Below are 18,850 nucleotides of genomic sequence, written 5' to 3'. Positions count from 1 at the left end.
CGTCACCACCCCACCGCCGACCGCTTCCGACCGGACCACGAGCCGTCGCAAAGCCTTCCCACAGCCCTTGTCCGGCGAGTTATCCACAGGCTCGGAGGCATGGGTGCGCGAAGCCGCCGACCTGCGGCAGCATGACGCCATGCCCGCATTGACGCGCGACGAAGCGCAAATCCGAGCCCGCATCCTCGACGTCCACCGCTACGACATCGACCTCGACCTCACCACCGGCGAGGAGCACTTCACCACCCGCACGGCCATCCGCTTCAGCGCGCGCACCCCGGGCGACACCTTCGTCGACCTCAAGCCCGACCACCTGGACAGCATCACCCTCGACGGCCGGTCCCTCGACCCGGGCGACCTGGCGGACAACCACTTCCCGCTCACCGGCCTCACCCCTGGCGAACACGAGCTGCGCATCGAAGCCACCATGCGTTACTCCCGCACCGGCGAAGGCATGCACCGCTTCACCGACCCCGCCGACGGCGAGACCTACCTCTACACCCAACTGTTCATGGAAGACGTCCAGCGCGTCTTCCCCGCCTTCGACCAGCCCGACCTCAAAGCCGTCTTCGCCCTCACCGTCACCGCCCCCGACGGCTGGACCGTCCTCGGCAACTCCCTCGCCACCCGCACCCCCGAAGGCCACTGGACCCTCGCCCCCACCCCGCCCATCAGCACCTACCTCGTCGCCGTCGCCGCCGGCCCCTGGCACTCCGTCCGCACCGAGCACGCCGGCCTCCCCTTCGGCATCCACTGCCGCCGCTCCCTCGCCCCCTACCTCAACGCCGACGCCGACGAAATCCTCGACATCACCCGCCGCTGCTACGACCGCTACCACCAGCTCTTCGACGAGCCCTACCCCTTCGACTCCTACGACCAGGCATTCGTCCCCGAATTCAACGCCGGCGCCATGGAGAACCCCGGACTCGTCACCTTCCGCGATGAATTCGTCTACCGCTCCGCCGTCACCGACACCGAGCGCCAGACCCGCGGCATGGTCATCGCCCACGAAATGGCCCACATGTGGTTCGGCGACCTCGTCACCCTCGCCTGGTGGGACGACATCTGGCTCAACGAGTCCTTCGCCGAGTACATGGGCTACCAGGTCCTCAGCGAAGCCACCCACTTCACCGACACCTGGACAGACTTCGGCGTCGCCCGCAAGAGCTGGGGATACGACGCCGACCAGCGCCCCTCCACCCACCCCGTCGCCCCCGCCCCCGACGCCGTCCCCGACACCGCCTCCGCCTTCCTCAACTTCGACGGCATCTCCTACGCCAAGGGCGCCTCCGCGTTGCGCCAACTCGTCGCCTGGATGGGCGAAAAGGACTTCCTCGCCGGCATCAACGACCACTTCGCCCGGCACCGCTTCGGCAACGCCACCCTCGCCGACTTCACCGACTCTCTCGCCCGCGCCACCGACCGCGACGTCCACGCCTGGGCCGACAAGTGGCTGCGCACCACCGGAGTCGACACCCTCACCCCCGCCATCGATGAGACCACCGACGGCTCCTGGACCCTCACCGTCACCCATGAGGGCGATCGCCCCCACCACCTCACCATCGGCCTCTACGACCAGGACCCCACCACCCCCGGCCGTCTCGTCCCCCGCGCCCCCCTCACCCACGACCTGCCCGGAGACCGCACCCACACCATTCCGGGCCGCCGCCCCGACCTCGTCCTGCTCAACGACGCCGACCTCACCTACGCCAAGGTCCGCCTCGACCCCACCTCCTGGACCACCGCGCAGACCGCCCTCTCCGGCCTCCCCGACCCCCTCACCCGCGCAGTGGTCTGGAACGCCGCCCGCGACATGGTCCGCGACGGCGAACTGCCCCCCGCCGCCTACCTCGAAGCCGTCCGCACCCACCTCCCGCACGAGACCGACACCGCCCTCGTCCAGGGCGTACTGGCCTTCGCCCGCAGCCAGATCGCCGACCGCTACCTCCCCGCCGCCGACCGCCCCGCCGCCCTCACCACCCTCGCCGACCTCTGCCGCGACATCCTCCGCCGCACCGAAGGCAGCGAGAACGGCGACCGGCAGGGCCTCCGCCTCGCAGCCGTCCGCACCTTCATCGACAGCGCCACCACACCCGAAGGCATCCAGGACTGGCTCGACGGCGACAGCGTCCCCGGCGGCCCCGCCCTCGACCCCGAACTGCGCTGGCGCATCCTCGGCCGCCTCGCCGTCCTCGGCGCCACCACACCCGCCGCCATCAACGCCGAACTGACCCGGGACCCCAGCGCCAGCGGCAAGGAAGGCGCCGCCCGCTGCCACGCCGCGCTCCCCGACCCGGCCGCCAAGAAGACCGCCTGGGACGCCATGTTCACCACCGACACCGCCGACGACCTGTCCACCTACCTCTTCACCGCCACCGCCACCGGCTTCTGGGCCCCCGAGCAGGCCGACCTCGTACGCCCCTACGCAGAGCGGTACTTCACCGACGCCGTCACCCTCGCCGAACGCCGCGGCCCGGCCCTGGCCGAGGCCGCCGGCCGGTACGCGTTCCCCGCATCGCTCGTCGAGGCGGCAACCCTCCGGCTCGGCGAGGCGTGCCTGCGCGACGCCGAGCCCACCCCCGCCCTCCGGCGCAAGCTCGCCGACCAGCTCGACGACCTCCGCCGCGCGCTGGCCGTGCGGGACGCTCAGGGCTGAGATCCGGGGGGAGTCCGTCCGGTCCGCACCTCGAGCGTTTTGCCGGGGTGCGGGCCCGAGGGCCGAACGGTGTGGGGCGGGGCCCATACCAGATCCGTTCGCCGCAACCCCCACGCGTGTCCCTCGTGCGAGTGGACTCCGCCCGCATCTCGGCGAAGTACTCGACAACGGAAGTAACTTAGGTCGCCCTAAACCAATCGATTCCCCGACAAGAAGGGCACACCCATGCCTGTGCCCGCCCCAGGCGCCCCGGCCCCAGGCGACAGCACCCCCGTAAGTCCCGCCAGCCCCCCAAGTCCCGTCCGCGAGCCCGTTCCGCGCTCGGTGCCCGCCCCCACACCGGCCTCCGCTCACGTCCCTCCGCCCGCGCCCCCCGGCGCGTCCACCGCCGCCGCAACCGCAGTATCCGCCCCCGCCGCACCCGAGTTGGCCGGTGGCCCGCAAGGGGCCGGCGCGCTGCGGCCCCTCCTGGACACCGTGCTCGACGCCCTGGCCACAGGGGCCGCCGAGCGCGGCGGGCCGCTGCCGGTCGGCGGTCCCGAGAGCGTCGCGGACGCCGTGCGCGAGGCGTGCGCGCCGCTCCTCCAGGACGCCGGCGCCGGACCGCACGCCGCCCTGCGCACGGTCGTCCGTACGCTCGCCGCGGGGGCCGCCGACCCCGCCGACCCGCACTGCGCCGCGCACCTGCACTGCCCGCCGCTCGCCCTGGCCACCGCCGCCGACCTCGCCGCCTCGGCCCTCAACCCCTCCATGGACTCCTGGGACCAGGCCCCCGCCGCCTCCGAGCTGGAAGCCCTGACCACCCGCGCGCTCGCCGAACTCGTGCACCCCCAGGGGCCCGACGCCGAAGCCCTGGTGACCACGGGCGGTACCGAGTCGAACCAGCTCGCCGTGCTGCTGGCCAGGGAGCGGGCGGCCCAGGAGTACACCGCGGAGTACGCGACCGGGGAACACCCGGTACGGGGACACGAGGCCGACCCGGAGCGCGCCGCCCGCGAGCACCGCACCCCCGCCTCACACGGGGTGACCGCTCACACGCCCCCGCACACGGCTCCGTACACACCCCCGTACGGCCCCTGCCACGGCCTTGCGCACGGCTCCACTCAGGGCGGCGCGCACCCGGACGGGCATCGCGCCGGCGACCGGGCCGTCCACGGTCCCGAGCACTCCACCCGCCCGCACATCGGCGCCCACCCCCACCTCGCCGCTCACCCACACACGCCCCACCCGTCACAGACCGATCCCGTCGCACCCACCGGGCCACCCCTGCAAGTCGTCTGCGGAGCCAACGCGCACCACAGCATCCACCGAGCGGCATGGCTGCTCGGACTGCCCGCGCCCGTCACCGTCCCCACACCCGACGGCACCCTCGACCCCGCCGACCTGGCGGCAGCGCTCGACCGCCTCAGCGGCCCCCTCCTCGTCGTCGCCACCGCCGGCACCACCGACTCCGGCGCGATCGACCCACTGCCCGCCCTCGCCGACATCGCCACCGCACACCGCGCCCGGTTCCACGTCGACGCGGCGTACGGCGGACCGGTCCTGTTCAGCGACACCCACCGGCACCTGCTCACCGGCCTGCACCGCGCCCACACCGTCACCCTCGACCTGCACAAACTCGGCTGGCAGCCGGTCGCCGCCGGCTTCCTCGCCGTCCCCGAAGCCCGCGACCTCGCCCCCCTCGACCACCGCGCGGACTACCTCAACGCCGACGACGACACCGAAGCCGGCCTCCCCGACCTGCTCGGCCGTTCGCTACGCACCACCCGCCGCCCCGACATCCTCAAGATCGCCGTCACCCTCAAGGCGCTCGGCCGCCGCGGCATCGCCGACCTCGTCGACCGCACCGTCACCGCCGCCCGCACCCTCGCCGACCTCATCGAGGCACGCCCCACCCTCGAACTGCACTCCCGCCCCACCCTCACCACCGTCCTCTTCCGCCCCACCGGCGCCGACGACACCACCGTCGCCACCATCCGCCGCCGCCTCCTGCACGACGGCCACGCCGTACTGGGCCGCGCCACCACCTCCACCGGCCTCTGGCTCAAGGCCACCCTCCTCAACCCCCACGCGCACCCCGACGACCTGCGCGCTCTCATCGACCTAGTGGAAGGCCACACCCCCCGATGACCACCGCCTCCGCCCCCGACCCCCGCACCCCCCTCGACCTCGTCGGCGTCGGCATCGGCCCCTTCAACCTCTCCCTCGCCGCCCTCGCCGCACCCCTCACCGACCTGACCTGCGCCTTCTACGACCAGCAGCCCGCCTTCCACTGGCACCCCGGCCTCATGATCGACGGCGCCACCCTCCAAGTCCCTTTCCTCGCCGACCTCGTCACCCTCGCCGACCCCACCAGCCCCTGGAGCTTCCTCAACTACCTCAAACACCGCGACCGGCTCTTCCCCTTCTACTTCGCCGAACGCTTCCACGCCCCCCGCGCCGAGTACGACGCGTACTGCCGCTGGGTCAGCGAAAACCTCCCCGGCCTGCACTTCCGCCACCAGATCGACACCCTCCGCTGGAACGCCGAACACGCCGTCTTCGAGGTCGACCACACCCAGCTCGACGCCGAGGGCGAAGCCGAAGCACTCGGCCGGACGTACGCCCGCAACGTCGTCCTCGGCATCGGCACCGCACCCCACGTCCCCGAGCCGCTCCAACCCCTCGCCGACGCCCCCGCCCTCCCCGTCATCCACTCCGCCGACTACCTCGACCACCGCGAACGCCTGCTCGCCGCCGGCCACATCACCGTCATCGGCTCGGGCCAGTCCGGCGCCGAGATCTTCCTCGACCTGCTCCGCAACCGCCCCACAGGCCACGAACGGTTGCACTGGCTGGCGCGCACGCCCGCCTTCGCGCCCATGGAGTACAGCAAGCTCGGCCTCGAGCACTTCACCCCCGACCACACGCGCTACTTCCACGACCTCCCCGAAGCCACCCGCGACGCCCTCGTCCCCCAGCAGTGGCAGCTCTACAAAGGCATCGACCACGACACCATCGCCGCCATCCACCAAGAGCTGTACGAACGCACCATCGACGGCGGCTGGCCCGACGCCGTCCTCACCCCCGGCGTCACCGTCCGCACCGCAGGCCGCATCGGCACCCACACCATCGAACTCCACCTGGAACACGCTCACCAGCAGGCCCGCAGCCGGCTCAGCACCGACGCCGTCGTCCTCGCCACCGGCTACCGCGAACGCAGCCTCGACGCCCTCACCGGCGCCCTCGACCCCTACCTCCGCCGCGACAACGCCGGTCGCCCCAGCATCGACGCCCACCACCGCCTGAACCTCGACACCCGCGTGACCGGCTCTGTCTACGTACAGAACGCCGAACGCCACACCCACGGCGTCGGCACGCCCGACCTCGGCCTCGCCGCCTGGCGCAGCGCCGTCATCCTCAACCACCTCACCGGCACCACCCCCTACCCCCTCCCCGACCGCACTGCCTTCACCACCTTCGGCCTGGCACCGCAACCAGGCCGTCAGCAGCAGACGCCCGGCGGGCGACGGCTCCAGCACCAGCCGCCCGCCACTCCGCGCCCGTCAGAAGACCGGAACTCCGTCCCGCGTCAGCTTCCAGTCCACTGACGCAAAACGCGACGCGTCGATCGAGCCCGACTGCTTCACCCACTCAATGATCAGATTCCGGATCTCGTCCGACGTCACCCACACCTGCTCCGCCTTGGCCACATGCGGGAAATTCCCCCCGCCGCTCGCCCGGTAATTGTTCACCGCCAGCACGAAACGCGCCGCCGGATCCACCGGCTTCCCGTCCCGCAACAGCTTCCCGATCCGCTGCCCCGCCGGCTTCGCGATGTCGATCTTGTACGACACCCCGCTCACCGCGTCGTAGTTGTAATCCGGAATGCCGTCCGCATTCGTCAGCTTCGACGGATCCACCTCGCCACCCGCCGGCGTTCGCACGTAATACCGCGCCGAGAACTCCAGGTAATCCTTGAGCTGCGCACGGGTCAGCACCCGCGCCTCCAGCGTATTGTCGAACGGATACAACGCCGCCATCGACCGGATCGTCACCTCCCCCGCCGGCACCTCCGCCGTGCGCGAGAAACACGACGCCTGCGACACCACCGGCAGATCCGCGAACGCACCCCCGGCCAACGCCTTCCGCACCACCTCCGCCTGCACGAAAGCGATGAAATCCAGCACCGGAGTGTCCTTGTACGGAGCCTCCGCCGCGGACAGGCGCGCAGCCGACCGCCCGATCACCTGATTCACATAACGCACCACCTTCGCGTGCGCATCACGCAGCAGCCCGGAAATACGCGCATCCTCCGCCGCCGCATTCGAGTTCAGCACCCGCGCCGACACCGAATCCACCGACCAGCGACCCTTTTCCCACGCCAGCTCGAAGTCGAACAACGTCAGCCGCTGCCCCCACTTCAGCGGCTCCGACAGCACCACCTCGCGGCCCGTCCGCTCGTTCCTCACCCGGTATTCCGGGATCTCCGTGTGCGCGTGCCCCACCAGAATCGCATCGATGCCCGGCACCTGCTGCGCCACCAACGCCGCCGCGTTCTCCACATACGGCAACTGATCCCCGTACGAGGACGTGCCGCTCGATCCGGAATGCGCCGCTATGATCACCACGTCCGCGCCCAGAGCCCGCAACTTCGGCACCCACTTCGCGGCCTGCTCCTCCAGCCCCGGAAAAGCCATTTTCCCCTGGACGTGCGCCTTGTCCCAGATCGCGATACCCGGATTCGTCAGCCCGAGAATGCCGACCCGTACATCCTGCCCGTGCGGGGTGCGCAGCCGCTTGATGACGTACGGAGGGAACGCCGGGCGCAGCGAAGTAGCGTCCACCGCATTCGCGCCCAGCAGGGGGAAGTCACAGTTCTCCTCGAACTTGCGCAGCACCGGAATGCCGTAATTGAACTCGTGATTGCCGAGCGCCGCGGCATCGTAACCCATGGCGTTCATGGCCCGGGCCATCGGGTGCACCGGGCCGTTCGCGCCGGTGATCGGGTCCACCTTCGCGTAGTAGTACGCCAGTTGCGTGCCCTGGATGGTGTCACCCGCGTCGATGAGGAGAGTGTTGCCGCGTCCCTTTTCGGCACGTACCTCATTCACCAGGGTCGAAATCTTCGCCAGGCCGACGTCGTTGTGGGCAGGATCGTCGAATTCCGCGTCCGTCGCGTAATCCCAGTTGAAGACATTGCCGTGCAGGTCGGTGGTGCCCATGACGGTGAACGCGTACCGCTTGCCGCCGCCTCCATGGCCGTGCCCCGCGGGGACCGGGGCGCCGGCCGGCTCACTCGCCACGGCGGCCGGCGCACCGGCGCCCGTCAGCGCCACCCCGGCACCGGCGGCGACGGAACTTCCCACAAACGTTCTGCGATCGAGCGGCATGACCTCTCCTTGACCGTCCGCATCCCTGCGAACCGTTGGGCGTACAACTGGGCGTACAGCGAAACAACGCGCGTAGATGGACGTCATGTTCGTGCGTCACGTTCGGATGAACGACGCGCGTAGATTCTGGCGCAGGCACCTCTCCCGCAACACCCCTCACAGGTTGCGATCAGATGACCGCCGCGCCGCCGGCCGCTCCCGCACTCGCCTGACAAACCCCCGCCGCCGTGCAAGGCTCTGCGCAGCAGGACGCCGTCCGGAGCGAGGCCGTGCCGCGCCGCGAGAAGGAGCCCCCCACCACATGACCGACGCGCCCACCACCAGCACCTACACCGCCCCCGCCGGGACCCCCGGCGACGCCGTCCCGTACGGCACCCCGGACGTCCCGCGCGTCGCCGTACGGGGCGAAGCCCGCCTCGACGTGGCCCCTGAGATCGCCCGCATCGGTATCACCGTCCAGGCCCGCGGCACCGATCGCGCCACCGCACTCCAGGACCTCACCCGCCGCAACGCCGAAGTGCTCGACCTGCTCAAGAGCTACGGCGAGGCCGTCGAAAAGCTCGCCACCGGCGCCTTCACCGTCACGCCCCAACTCACCCACAAGGGCCGCGGCGAACGCGTACGCGCCTACCACGGCAACGTCCACCTCACCGCCACCCTCACCGACTTCACCGCACTCGGCGAACTCGCCACCCGCCTCGCCGACCTGGAACTCACCCGCGTCGCCGGCCCCTGGTGGGACCTGCGCCCCGACTCGCCGTCCCACCGCGAGGCCCGCCAGCAGGCCGTACGCGAAGCCGTACAGCGCGCCCGCGAGTACGCCGAAGCGCTCGGCGCACGACTCGACGCGCTTGTCGAACTGGCGGACATCGGCGCCGAGAACGCCGCACCCGCCGGCAACCCGATGCTCCGCTCCCGCGCCGCCTACGGAGGCGCCGCCCACGAGGAGACCGCCCCGGCGCTCGACCTCGAACCCCAGCAGCAGACCGTGTACGCACACGTCAACGCGCGCTTCACGATGACCCGGCCGGTTCTGTGACGCGACGTGACGTGATGAGGCGGCGGGCCGGCCGTCCGTCGGGTGGGGCGGACGGCGCCGCCTGGGGCGTGCGTACATGTGAGGGGCGTGCGGATGCGCGTACGGGCGCACGTGCAAGCCTCGAAAGCTGCTCATAGGAGCGGTCGCTCGCACATTCCAATACTTGTCAAGAGCCTTTCACCTCACCGCCGTTGGGCAGTCACCTCTCCACAGTTCTCTACCCACCGGTAAGTCATAGGGTCGACGGCATGCGCCGAGCAAAGATCGTCTGCACCCTGGGACCCGCCACAGATTCGTACGAGCAGATCAAGGCACTCGTCGAAGCCGGAATGGACGTGGCCCGCTTCAACCTCAGCCACGGCACCTACGCCGACCACGAGGCGCGTTACGAGCGGGTCCGCAAGGCATCCGACGAGACCGGCCGCAGCGTCGGCGTACTCGCCGACCTTCAAGGTCCGAAGATCCGCCTCGGCCGATTCCGAGAAGGCCCCGTCCTCCTCGAACGTGACGACGAATTCACCATCACCGTCGAACCGGAGGCCGAAGGCGACCGCCACGTCTGCGGCACCACGTACGAGGGACTCGCCGCCGACGTCACCACCGGCGAACGCATCCTCGTCGACGACGGCAAGGTCACCCTCGAAGTCATCGGCGTCGACGGCCCCGAGGTCCGCACCCGCGTCATCGAGGGCGGCATGGTCTCCGACCACAAGGGCCTCAACCTTCCCGGCGTCGCCGTCTCCGTCCCCGCCCTCTCCGAAAAGGACCAGGACGACCTCCGCTGGGCGCTGCGCACCGGAGCCGACGTCATCGCGCTCTCCTTCGTACGCAGCGGCCGCGACATCGAAGACGTCCACCGCATCATGCGCGAGGAAGGCCGCTTCCTCCCCGTCATCGCCAAGGTCGAGAAGCCGCAGGCGGTCGACAACATCGACGACATCGTTGCCGCGTTCGACGGCATCATGGTCGCCCGCGGCGACCTCGGCGTCGAAATGCCGCTCGAAACGGTCCCGATCGTTCAGAAGCGCGCGGTCAAGCTCGCCAAGCGCAACGCCAAGCCGGTCATCGTCGCCACACAGATGCTCGACTCGATGATCGACAACTCCCGGCCGACGCGCGCGGAAGCCTCCGACGTCGCCAACGCCGTCATCGACGGCACGGACGCGGTGATGCTCTCCGGCGAGACGAGTGTCGGCAAGTACCCGACGGAAACCGTCCGCACGATGAGCCGCATCGTCGAAGCCGCCGAGGAGGACATCCTCACCAAGGGGCTGCCGCCGCTCACCGAGACCAGCAAGCCCCGTACGCAGGGCGGGGCGGTGGCGCGGGCCGCCGCCGAGATGGGCGACTTCCTCGGCGCGAAGTTCCTCGTGGCCTTCACGCAATCCGGCGACACGGTCCGCCGGCTCTCCCGCTACCGCTCGCCGATCCCGCTCCTCGCCTTCACGCCGGAACCGGCCACGCGCTCCCAGCTGAACCTCACCTGGGGCGTCGAAACGTTCCTCGGCCCGACCGTCGACTCCACGGACGAGATGGTCGCCCAGGTCGACGAGCAACTCCTGCGCATCGGCCGCTGCGAACGCGGTGACGTCGTGATCATCACCGCCGGCTCGCCCCCCGGTGTCCCGGGCACGACCAACCTGGTCCGCGTCCACCGCATCGGCGAGGACGATTCGCCGGAGTAGCGGTACGGCGCGCCTGCGCCTAGTACTTCGGCCCGACGTGGGCGTCCATCAACGCGACGGACGCCCGTCGGGCGACGGAGACGTTGAAGGGGTCCGAGCCGCGCGCCAGGACCGACCACTCGACGCCCACCTTGGCGAGCGTGTCCGTGAAGAGCTTCCTGATGTCGTCGGACTTGTTGGTGAAGAAGTACCGCGGGTACTCATAACGCTTCCGCTCCCCGCCGACCATGCGCGTCGTCCAGTTGGTGATCCGACACCCGTCGGAGTGGATCAGCCCGCGTATGAACTCCCACGGGTGCGCGTCCACGATTGCTTGCTGCCAGGGTTCGAGGACGATACGGCGGTGGTGTTTCCTGCCGGGCCCGTGCTGCGGGAACAGGCACGGCCAGTGGCGGCTGGAGCTGGTCACCATGACGCAGCCCTGTTTGCGGACGAGGCAGACGCTGTTCGTGGGGCGTACGCGCAGGATGGCGTCGCGGCATGCGGCTATGAGTCCGGGCCAGGCGTCAGCGCAGGCGATGCGTAGCACGTAACCGCCCCGTGGCTGTCTGCTGAGGCAGCCGTCGCCAAGGTAGAGACCCAGCAGGTACGAGTAGGCGGCGAGATCGTCAGGTCGAGAACACTCAGTGGTGCGCGAGATCGGCTCGATCCTTACCTGCCACTGGCGGATCGCGGCGCGGGATATCCCTGTCTGCTTGCTGACAGAGTTGAGACTGCGGCCGTGGGAGACGAGTGCGAGCGCACGCTTACGCGTTTCAAGGTCGTACACAGCGCCGATTTTGGCGGGACTTTTACCCTTCGCGGGGCGATTCGAAGGAGTGTTCACCGAACCGAGTGAAGATCGCCAACCGGTGTCGAATCTTCGATTCGAAGGTAAAGTGCCCCGGGTCGGACTCGAACCGACACTGTATGGGTTTTGAATCCATTGCCTGCTGCCAATTGGGCTACCGGGGCCTTGCAAAGGAAGGTGGGCCGTGGCCCTCCGTGCATCAAAGATACAGGAGATAGGTAGGCTCGTGGGGCACCACCTGCCTGGAACGAGGAGTCACGTGAGCGCCGCCGAGCCCGAGCAGCCCGTCGCCGACGAGCAGTCGCACGTCCCGCCGCAGACCACCCGCGTCGTCATCGCCGAGGACGAGGCGCTCATCCGTCTGGATCTCAAAGAGATGCTGGAGGAGGAGGGCTACACGGTCGTCGGCGAGGCCGGTGACGGCGCGAAGGCCGTGGAGCTGGCCCGCGAGCACCGCCCCGACCTGGTGATCCTCGATGTGAAGATGCCCGTCCTCGACGGCATCTCCGCGGCCGAGCAGATCGCCGAGGAGAGCATCGCCCCGGTGCTGATGCTGACCGCGTTCTCCCAGCGTGAGCTGGTCGAGCGGGCGCGGGACGCCGGTGCCATGGCGTACCTGGTCAAGCCGTTCTCCAAGAGCGACGTCGTGCCGGCGATCGAGATGGCCGTGAGCCGGTTCACGGAGCTGCGGACACTGGAGAAGGAGGTCGCGGACCTCACGCAGCGCCTGGAGACGCGGAAGCTGGTCGACCGTGCGAAGAGCATTCTGCAGACGCAGTACGGGCTGACCGAGCCCGCCGCCTTCCGCTGGATCCAGAAGACGTCGATGGACCGTCGGCTTTCGATGCAGCAGGTCGCCGAGGCGGTCATCGAGGACGCCGAGGAGAAGAAGCAGAAGGAGAAGGAGCAGCCCTCCGAGTAAAGGGGGCAGCCCTCCGAGTAAGGGGGCAGCCCTCCTAGTAGTCGTTCGCCCGCTTCGGGGGGCGAGTGGCGGTCCGGGGCTGTGACAGGAGGCTGCGCTGAGGGCCGCACCGTGATTACGGTGCGGCCCTCAGCGCTGTCCTGATGTGCGGCAGGGCGTCGTCGGCCGTGCGCGGCGGTCAGTCCTCGCCGAGGTACGCCTTGCGGACCGACTCGTCGTGGAGGAGGTCCTGGCCGGTGCCGGAGAGGACGATCTTGCCGATTTCCATGACGTGACCGTGGTCGGCGAGGGAGAGCGCGGCCTGGGCGTTCTGTTCGACGAGGAGGATCGTCGTGCCCTGGGAGCGGAGTTCGCGGATGGTGTCCATGATCTTCTGCATCATGATCGGGGAGAGGCCCATGGAGGGCTCGTCGAGCATGAGCAGCTTGGGGCGGGACATCAGGGCGCGGCCCATGGCGAGCATCTGCTGTTCGCCGCCGGAGAGTGTGCCGGAGGCTTGTTTGCGGCGCTCGCCGAGGATGGGGAAGAGCTCGTAGATCCGTTGGATGTCGCGTTCTATGCCGTTGCCGTCCTTGCGGAGGAAAGCGCCGAGCTGGAGGTTTTCGGCGATGGTGAGGCGGGGGAAGAGGCGCCGGCCTTCGGGGGAGTGGGCGAGGCCGCGTTCGACGATCTTGTGGGGGGCGACGCCGTTGAGTATGTCGCCGTTGAAGGTGATCTTTCCGGCGAGTGGCTTGAGGAGGCCGGAGAGGGTGCGCAGGGTGGTGGTCTTGCCGGCGCCGTTGGTGCCGATGAGGGTGACGACCTGGCCGGCTTCGACGGTGAAGGAGATGCCCTTGACGGCTTCGATCTTGCCGTAGGCGACGCGGAGGTCCTCGACTTCGAGCAGGGGGGTCATCGCGCGTCTCCGTTCGGGGCGTTCTCGTCGGGCGCGGTGCTGGTACCGGGTGCGCTGTTCGTACCGGGTGGCGCGCTCGTACCGGGTGCGGCGCTCGTACCGGATGCCGTGCCGTCTGCCGCCGGCTCCGTAGGGGCTGCGTCGGCGGGCTGCGGTGCGGCGGACCGGGGTGCGGTGGCGTGTGCCTCCGCCGCGTCCACTTCGGCGGCTTCCTCGTCGCCGGGTGCGCCTTCGAAGGGCGTACCGAGGTACGCGGCGATCACGCGTTCGTCGGCCTGGACGACTTCCGCGGTGCCTTCGATGAGTTTTTCGCCCTGGACGAGGACGGCGACGCGGTCGCAGAGGTTGAAGATGAAGCGCATGTCGTGCTCGATGACGAGGACGGCGGTGCCCTGGTCGCGGATGGCGAGGACGAGGTTCTGGGTGGCGCGGGTTTCCTGGGGGTTCATGCCGGCGGTGGGTTCGTCCAGGAGGAGCAGGCCGGGTTCGCTGGCGAGGGCGCGGGCGATTTCGAGCTTGCGTTGTTCGCCGTAGGGGAGGTTGCGGGCGAGGTGGTCGCGTTTGGCGGCCAGGCCGGTGAATTCGAGGAGTTCCATGGCGCGGGCCTCGCTGCCGCGTTCGGCCTTTTTGAAGCCGGGGCCGCGGAGGAGGGCGGACCAGAGGCCCTCTTTGGTGCGGGTGTGGCGGCCTACGAGGACGTTTTCCAGGACGGTCATGTTGGCGAAGAGGCGGATGTTCTGGAAGGTGCGGGCGACTCCGGTCTGGGTGACGAGGTGGGGTTTGTGGGAGAGACGGGTGCCTTTGTAGCTGACGGTGCCTTCGGTGGGGGTGTAGAGGCCGGTGAGGCAGTTGAAGAAGGTGGTTTTGCCGGCGCCGTTGGGGCCGATGAGGCCGACGATCTCGCCGGGGGCGACGGTGAGATCGACGGCGCGTACGGCGGTGAGTCCGCCGAAGCGCATGGTGACGCCGGCGGCTTCGAGGACGGCGCCGTTGCTCTTCGTGACGGTGGTGGGTGTGGTCATGGTGTCTTCACGCCCCTGCCTTCGTGGCGCCGGTGGTGTCGTCGCTGAGGCGCTGTTCGGGTACGTCCGGCACGTCGAGCTGGCCGGTTTCGTGGAATTCGAGCTGCTTGCGGCGGTCGGGGATGAGTCCTTCGGGCCGGTAGCGCATGAGGAGGACGAGGGCGAGGCCGAAGAGGAAGAGCTGGTAGTCCTGGAGGAAGTCCAGCTTGGCGGGGATGAGGAAGAGGAGTGCCGCGCCGACGAGGGGTCCGCTGAGGGTGCCCATGCCGCCGAGGATGACGGCGGCGAGGAGGAAGGCGGAGTTGGGCGGTTGGGGTCCGGCGAACTGGAACTGCTCGGGTGTGACGGTCGTTACTACGTGTGCATGGACGGTTCCGGCGAGTCCGGCGAGGGCGGCGCCGAGTGCGAAGGCGAGCAGGCGGAGGCGGAAGGAGTTGATGCCCATGGCGACGGCGGCGGTCTCGTCCTCGCGGATGGCGATCCAGGCGCGGCCGATGCGGGAGGCGGCCGCGCGGCGGAAGACGAGGACGACGAAGGCCGTCACGAAGATCATGAGGAGGTAGTAGTTGCCGTAGGTGGCGATGGGGACGCCGAGGACGGTGTGGGTTTCGCCGAAGTTGAAGCCTGCGATCTCCAGGTTGGGGATGTTGGGGATGCCCATGGCGCCGTTGGTGACGTCGGGGCCGGTGGTGCCGTTGAGGTTCAGCATGGCGATGCGGAAGATCTCACCGAAGCCGAGGGTGACGATGGCGAGGTAGTCGCCGCGCAGTCGCAGGGTGGGTGCGCCGATGAGGACGCCGAAGACGAGTGCGGCGGCGGCTCCGGTGAGGAGGGCTGCCCAGAAGGGGAATTGGACGCCGAGGGGGGATTCGGGGGAGCCGGAGACGAGGGCCGCGGCGTAGGCGCCGACGCCGAGGAAGGCGACGTATCCGAGGTCGAGGAGGCCGGCGAGGCCGACGACGACGTTGAGGCCCAGGGCGACGGTGGCGAAGATCAGGATGTTGGCACCGATGATCGTGTACTCGTCGGTGTCCTGGGTGAAGGGGAAGGCGGCCGCGGAGATGAAGGCGGCGGCGAGTGCGATGCCGCGGTGCCGGTGGGTGAGTGCGGTGAGGCGGTTGATCAGGCCGGCGCGGTGGACGGCGGCGATGGCGAGTGCGACGAAGAGGAGGTAGCCGACGAAGGGGGCTCCGTCCTCGGCGTCGATGCCGTAGGTGAAGGCGTAGAGGGCTATGCCGAAGGCGACGGCGATGAGGAGGATCTCGGCCCAGGCGGGGAGCTGCTTGGCGGGCCGGGGTGTGGGGACGGCCGCGCAACTGTTGGTGAAGCGCTGCCAGGGGCCGTGCGGGGGTGTGCCGGGGGTGTGGTCGGCGGGGAGGCCGAGTGCGCCGACGAGAGTGATCAGTGCGGTGATGCCGGCGAGGAAGCCGCCGGGTTCGAGGTTGACCAGGCCGCCGAGTTGTACGGCGATGGCGGCGAGGGTGAACCAGGTGGCGGCGAAGGTGCCGAGGGCGGCGAAGAGGGCGGGGGCGTTGCGGCCGCCGGGGGTGAGTGCGGTCAGGCCGCGGATGCCGAGGCCGGCGAGGGCGAAGGCGAGGGTGAGGAGGGCGCCGGTGAGGGTGATGAGCTGGAGACCGGCGGGGGAGCCGTAGTAGGTGAGGTCGCCGGGGAATTCGCTGCTCCAGGTCCAGGACATGCTGGTGGAGGCGGCGGTGGCCAGGGCGCCGGCGGCGGTGATGATGCGGGCGGCGCGTGCGGGGAGGGGGAGAAGTCCGGGAGTGGGTGCGGGGGTGCCCGCGGCGGCCGGGTTCGTGGTGGGTGCGGTGGTCATCGCTATCACGCCCGATCCGCGACGCGTTCGCCCAGGAGGCCCTGTGGTCGCAGGAGGAGTACGAGGATGAGGAGGACGAAGGCCCAGACGTCTTTCCAGGCTCCGCCGCCGAACTGGGTCATGCCGGGGATGAATTCGACGTAGGCGGTGGCGAGGGCTTCGGCGATGCCGAGGACGATGCCGCCGAGCATGGCGCCGTAGATGTTGCCGATGCCGCCGAGTACGGCCGCGGTGAAGGCTTTGAGGCCCATGATGAAGCCCATGCGGAATTGCACTTCGCCGGTGCGCAGTCCGTAGGCGACGGCGGCGACGCCGGCGAAGGCGGCGCCGATGGCGAAGGCGAGGACGATGATGCGATTGGTGTCGATGCCCATGAGGGCGGCGGTGTCGCGGTCCTGGGCGGTGGCCTGCATGGCGCGGCCGCTGCGGGTCTTGGAGACGAAGAAGCCGAGGGCGATCATGCAGATCGGGGCCGCGACGATGACGAAGAGGTCGCCGCGCTGGACGGTGGCGCCCAGGATGTCGAAGGCGTCGCCCTTGAACTGGGGGAAGACGCGGGCCTTCTTGGCGTCGGGGTACCACTTCCAGACGGCCTGCTGGAGTGCGATGGACAGGCCGATGGCGGTGATGAGGGGGGCGAGGCGGGGTGCGCCGCGCAGGGGGCGGTAGGCGAAGCGCTCGGCGGCGACACCGACGAGTACGGAGACGGCGATGCCGCCGATGAGCATGAGGGGGAGGGCCGCCATGAGGGACATGCCGGGCGGGAGGGCGAGGTAGACGGTGAGCGCGCCGAAGCCGCCGACCATGAAGATCTCGCCGTGGGCGAAGTTGATGAGCTGGACGATGCCGTAGACCATCGTGTAGCCGATCGCGATGAGTCCGTACATCGCGCCGAGGATGAGTCCGTTGGCCAGCTGTTGCGGCAGTTCGTTCACCGCAGGGCCTCCGTGGGGTGTGGAAGGTGCCGGTGTGCCGGGCAGGCGGGGAGTGTGCCGGTGTGCCCGGGCCGCGCCAGGTGGGGGTGGGTGCTGGCGCGGCCGGTGTACGGGCGGGCGGTGCGGGTCAGCTCTTGTCGAACTTCTCGAACTCGGCGCTGAAGCGCGCCTTCCACTGCTTCTTGTCGACCTGGTAGGCCGTGATCATGGTGTTGGTGGTGTCGCCGTACTTGTCGAAGGAGACCTTGCCGGTGACGCCGTCGAAGGAGACCTTGTTCATGGCGTCGACGACCTTCTTGCGGGCGTCGTCGGGGAGCTTGCCGTTGTTGTCGGCGACGACCTGCTTGACGGCCTGGGTGAGGGCCCAGGTGGCGTCGTAGGTGGAGCCGCCGTATGCCTCGTAGCGGTCCTTGTAGCCGGCGGCCTTGTAGTCCTCGATGAACTTCTTGGCGGAGGGGAGCTGCTCGACGGGCTTGCCGACGGAGGAGGCGTAGTCGCCCTGTGCCTTCTTGTTCAGTTCGATGTAGTCGGCGCTGTACATGCCGTCGCCGCCCATGAGGGGGGCGTCGAGGCCGCCGTCCTTGAGCTGCTGGCTGAGCGGGCCGGAGGCGGGGTATTCGCCGCCGTAGAAGACCAGGTCGGGGTTGGCGCCCTTGGCCTTGGCGACGACGGCCTTGAAGTCGCGGTCGTCGGGGCTGACGTGCTCGGTGCCGACGATCTTGCCGCCGAGCTTGGTGAACTGGTCCTTGAAGGAGGAGGCGAGGCCGACGCCGTAGGTCTTCTGGTCGTCGATGACGTAGGCGGTCTTGGCCTTCATCTTCTCGTAGGCGTACTGGCCGTCGAACGCGCCCTGGACCTCGTCGGTGGTGGCGGTGCGGAAGTAGGTGGTGAACTGCCGTTTGCGGTCGTTCTTCTTCCAGTTCTTGCCCTGGGTGAGGTCGGGCGTGGTGTTGGCCGGGGAGATGAGGGTGACGCCGTTGGACTGCGCGACCTGTTGCATGGACTGGGCGACGCCGGAGTTCAGCGGGCCGACGATGCCGAGTACTTCCTTGTCGCCGGCGAGTTTGGTGGCGTTCTGCTGGCCGGCGTTGGGCAGTGCCTTGTCGTCGAGGGGGCGCAGTTCGAAGGTGACGCCGTCGACCTCGTTCTGGTTGTTGGCGGTTTTCACGGCGAGGTCGGCGGAGTTCTTGATGCCCTGGCCCAGGGCGGAGAGTTCGCCGGTGAGCGGGGCGTCGAGGCCGATGACGACGGTGGCCTTGGAGCCGTCGCCGCTCTTGTCTTCGCCGCGGGAGCCGCACGCGGAGAGCGTGAGGGCGCCGGCGGCTACCGCGGTGGTGAGAATCAGCAAGGAACGGTGACGCACGATCAGTCCTTTCCCCTGGCGTGGTCACGCTGTGGCGCGACCGTCCGCGCGCCGGGCTGTAAGGGGTGGTACAGGCCGTGCTGGTACAGCGCGCCCGGCGGCGCGGTGACTGGCGGTGATGGTATGGCGGTCCCGTTCGCCGGGGCATCGGCGCCGACGAGGATGTGACGCTCTTGTTATGACCTGCGATGAGCGTTTCGTACTGATGGTCCTTACCGATGGGGCGTGTGCGCCAGGCGGAGTGTGAACTTGCACTTCTACGAGGGGATTTGCCGTGCGACGCGGTCGGGGCGTCCGGAATGCGGTGCGGGGCGCGGTACGGGTGCGGCGCCGCTGCGGA

13 protein-coding genes and 1 tRNA gene are annotated in these 18,850 nt (G+C 69.6%); 6 read left to right on the top strand and 8 right to left on the bottom strand.

The genetic code is table 11. The features are described 5' to 3' along the window. The first annotated feature begins 139 nt into the window (after positions 1 to 139). The 3 genes from pepN (at position 140) to IG84_RS0134795 (ending at position 6,246) form a co-directional block, all read left to right on the top strand. On the top strand, positions 140 to 2,656 hold the full coding sequence (gene pepN, locus IG84_RS0134805; protein WP_031066626.1) for an aminopeptidase N: 2,517 nt from the start codon (positions 140 to 142) through the stop codon (positions 2,654 to 2,656). 477 nt (positions 2,657 to 3,133) lie between these two features. Beyond that, positions 3,134 to 4,786 carry a pyridoxal phosphate-dependent decarboxylase family protein gene (locus tag IG84_RS42470; protein WP_342668487.1) on the top strand — a complete coding sequence of 551 codons (1,653 nt, stop codon included), beginning with the start codon at positions 3,134 to 3,136 and terminating at the stop codon, positions 4,784 to 4,786. Continuing rightward, positions 4,783 to 6,246, top strand: coding sequence for a lysine N(6)-hydroxylase/L-ornithine N(5)-oxygenase family protein (locus tag IG84_RS0134795; RefSeq protein WP_078649803.1), 1,464 nt, complete (start codon positions 4,783 to 4,785; stop codon positions 6,244 to 6,246). The genes IG84_RS42470 and IG84_RS0134795 overlap by 4 nt, the downstream gene beginning before the upstream one ends. Here IG84_RS0134795 and IG84_RS0134790 read toward each other — a convergent pair. Continuing rightward, a complete protein-coding gene (locus IG84_RS0134790; RefSeq protein ID WP_031066618.1) occupies positions 6,202 to 8,028 on the bottom strand; it encodes a bifunctional metallophosphatase/5'-nucleotidase in 1,827 nt (608 codons plus the stop codon). The two genes, IG84_RS0134795 and IG84_RS0134790, sit on opposite strands and share 45 nt — an antisense overlap. A 301-nt stretch (positions 8,029 to 8,329) precedes the next feature. Here IG84_RS0134790 and IG84_RS0134785 point away from each other — a divergent pair, with 301 nt between their 5' ends. Continuing rightward, positions 8,330 to 9,067, top strand: a complete 738-nt coding sequence (locus IG84_RS0134785) for an SIMPL domain-containing protein (protein WP_031066615.1) — start codon at positions 8,330 to 8,332, stop codon at positions 9,065 to 9,067. A 248-nt stretch (positions 9,068 to 9,315) separates the two neighbouring features. Then, complete coding sequence (gene pyk, locus IG84_RS0134780) at positions 9,316 to 10,752, top strand: pyruvate kinase (protein WP_031066611.1); 1,437 nt, start codon at positions 9,316 to 9,318, stop codon at positions 10,750 to 10,752. A 19-nt stretch (positions 10,753 to 10,771) separates the two neighbouring features. Here pyk and IG84_RS0134775 read toward each other — a convergent pair whose 3' ends face one another. Next, positions 10,772 to 11,521 (bottom strand): helix-turn-helix domain containing protein, encoded by a 750-nt coding sequence (locus tag IG84_RS0134775; RefSeq protein WP_031066609.1) that lies wholly within the window; start codon positions 11,519 to 11,521, stop codon positions 10,772 to 10,774. A 110-nt stretch (positions 11,522 to 11,631) separates the two neighbouring features. Next, positions 11,632 to 11,706, bottom strand: a tRNA-Leu gene (locus IG84_RS0134770). 95 nt (positions 11,707 to 11,801) lie between these two features. On the opposite strand from IG84_RS0134770, the gene IG84_RS0134765 reads away from it, so the two are divergent. Continuing rightward, positions 11,802 to 12,464 (top strand): ANTAR domain-containing response regulator, encoded by a 663-nt coding sequence (locus IG84_RS0134765; RefSeq protein ID WP_031066607.1) that lies wholly within the window; start codon positions 11,802 to 11,804, stop codon positions 12,462 to 12,464. Positions 12,465 to 12,642: 178 nt separating this feature from the next. On the opposite strand, the gene IG84_RS0134760 is transcribed toward IG84_RS0134765, so the two are convergent. The 5 genes from IG84_RS0134760 to IG84_RS0134740 all read right to left on the bottom strand — a co-directional run bounded on the left by IG84_RS0134760 (position 12,643) and on the right by IG84_RS0134740 (position 18,495). Next, a complete protein-coding gene (locus tag IG84_RS0134760) occupies positions 12,643 to 13,359 on the bottom strand; it encodes an ABC transporter ATP-binding protein (RefSeq protein ID WP_031066603.1) in 717 nt (238 codons plus the stop codon). After that, entirely contained in the window at positions 13,356 to 14,381 is a 1,026-nt protein-coding gene (locus tag IG84_RS0134755) for an ABC transporter ATP-binding protein (protein ID WP_078649801.1), read from the bottom strand. The genes IG84_RS0134760 and IG84_RS0134755 overlap by 4 nt, the downstream gene beginning before the upstream one ends. Positions 14,382 to 14,388: 7 nt before the next feature. Continuing rightward, positions 14,389 to 16,212 carry a branched-chain amino acid ABC transporter permease gene (locus tag IG84_RS0134750; protein ID WP_031066596.1) on the bottom strand — a complete coding sequence of 608 codons (1,824 nt, stop codon included), beginning with the start codon at positions 16,210 to 16,212 and terminating at the stop codon, positions 14,389 to 14,391. Positions 16,213 to 16,217: 5 nt separating this feature from the next. Continuing rightward, positions 16,218 to 17,147, bottom strand: a complete 930-nt coding sequence (locus IG84_RS0134745; RefSeq protein ID WP_031066593.1) for a branched-chain amino acid ABC transporter permease — start codon at positions 17,145 to 17,147, stop codon at positions 16,218 to 16,220. Positions 17,148 to 17,274: 127 nt separating this feature from the next. Then, positions 17,275 to 18,495, bottom strand: a complete 1,221-nt coding sequence (locus tag IG84_RS0134740; RefSeq protein ID WP_031066592.1) for a branched-chain amino acid ABC transporter substrate-binding protein — start codon at positions 18,493 to 18,495, stop codon at positions 17,275 to 17,277. Positions 18,496 to 18,850: the final 355 nt, after the last annotated feature.

The organism is Streptomyces ochraceiscleroticus, assembly GCF_000720485.1.
In the GTDB taxonomy this organism is placed as follows: domain Bacteria; phylum Actinomycetota; class Actinomycetes; order Streptomycetales; family Streptomycetaceae; genus Streptomyces; species Streptomyces ochraceiscleroticus.
The sequence above is the reverse complement of the archived record's forward strand: the minus strand, read 5'-3'. Positions and strand labels throughout refer to the sequence as shown.